The sequence below is a fragment of the Parafrankia elaeagni genome, assembly GCF_000374165.1.
Lineage (GTDB): Bacteria > Actinomycetota > Actinomycetes > Frankiales > Frankiaceae > Parafrankia > Parafrankia elaeagni.
This window is the reverse complement of record NZ_KB893709.1, coordinates 1-1,058: the sequence shown is the minus strand read 5'-3', so window position 1 is coordinate 1,058 and position 1,058 is coordinate 1. Positions and strand designations below refer to the sequence as shown.

Below are 1,058 nucleotides of genomic sequence, written 5' to 3'. Positions count from 1 at the left end.
CGGCCCGACCCCTGACGAACGGTGACCACGATGACCACCCGCACCCCCGAGCAGCTCCGCGACGACCTCGTCGCCGACATCCGCCGCTTGGACACATTCCGAACTGCCCAGGTCGAAGCCGCGTTCCGCGCAGTGCCGCGGCATCTGTTCCTGCCCGAGGTCGACCTCGAGACCGCCTACGCGCCACAGGTCATCGTTACTCGCCGCGCCCCCGACGGCACCGCGACGTCCTCGGCCTCGCAGCCCAACCTCGTCGCGGCCATGCTCGAACAAGCCGACGTCCACCCCGGCCACCACGTCCTGGAGATCGGCACCGCCACCGGCATCAACGCTGCCCTCCTCGCCGAGCTCACCGGCCCGACCGGGCATGTGACCACCATCGAGATCGACGAGGAGCTCGCCGCGGGCGCCCGCAGCGCGCTGGCCACAGCCGGTTACGAGCGCGTTGACGTCATCCATGGTGACGGTGCAGCCGGCCACCCGGCCGGGGCACCCTATGACCGCATCGTGATCACCGCGGGGGCATGGGACCTGGCGCGGGCCTGGTGGAACCAGCTCGGCCCCGATGGCCGCATCGTCGTCCCCCTCCGACTACACGGAAGCGGCCTCACCCGCTCGCTCCCGCTCGACACGGTCGAGCCAGGCCGGCTGGTCAGCCGCTCGGCGCTCGTCTGCGGATTCGTCCCCCTGCGGGGCGCCGACGCCCACAGCGGACACGCCCTCACCCTTGCGGACGGCGTCGTCCTACGGGTCGACGACCACGACCCCGCCGACGAGCCGGCGCTACGCGCCGCGGTGGACAGCCCACCCCACAGCCTGTGGACCGGGCTGACGATCCACGACGACGAACCGACCGCGCACCTCGACCTATGGCTCGTCACCGCCGGCACCCGCTTCGGCCGCCTCGCCGTCGACACCACCATCCGCCACGACAGCCAGCTCACCCCGACGCGACGCTGGGCCGGAGCCACCATCCACGACGGCTCCACGATCGCCTACGTCACCCTGCGTCCCCTTGCACCCGACACCGACGAACTCGGCGTCACCGCCCACGGACC

The 1,058-nt window shown here is 72.1% G+C and carries 1 protein-coding gene; it reads left to right on the top strand.

Features of this window, described 5'->3' with window-relative positions; all coding sequences use genetic code 11:
- Positions 1-30: 30 nt before the first annotated feature.
- The coding region (fxlM, locus tag B207_RS0106800) for a methyltransferase, FxLD system (protein ID WP_035740202.1) at positions 31-1,058 on the top strand (1,028 nt) is incomplete at its 3' end.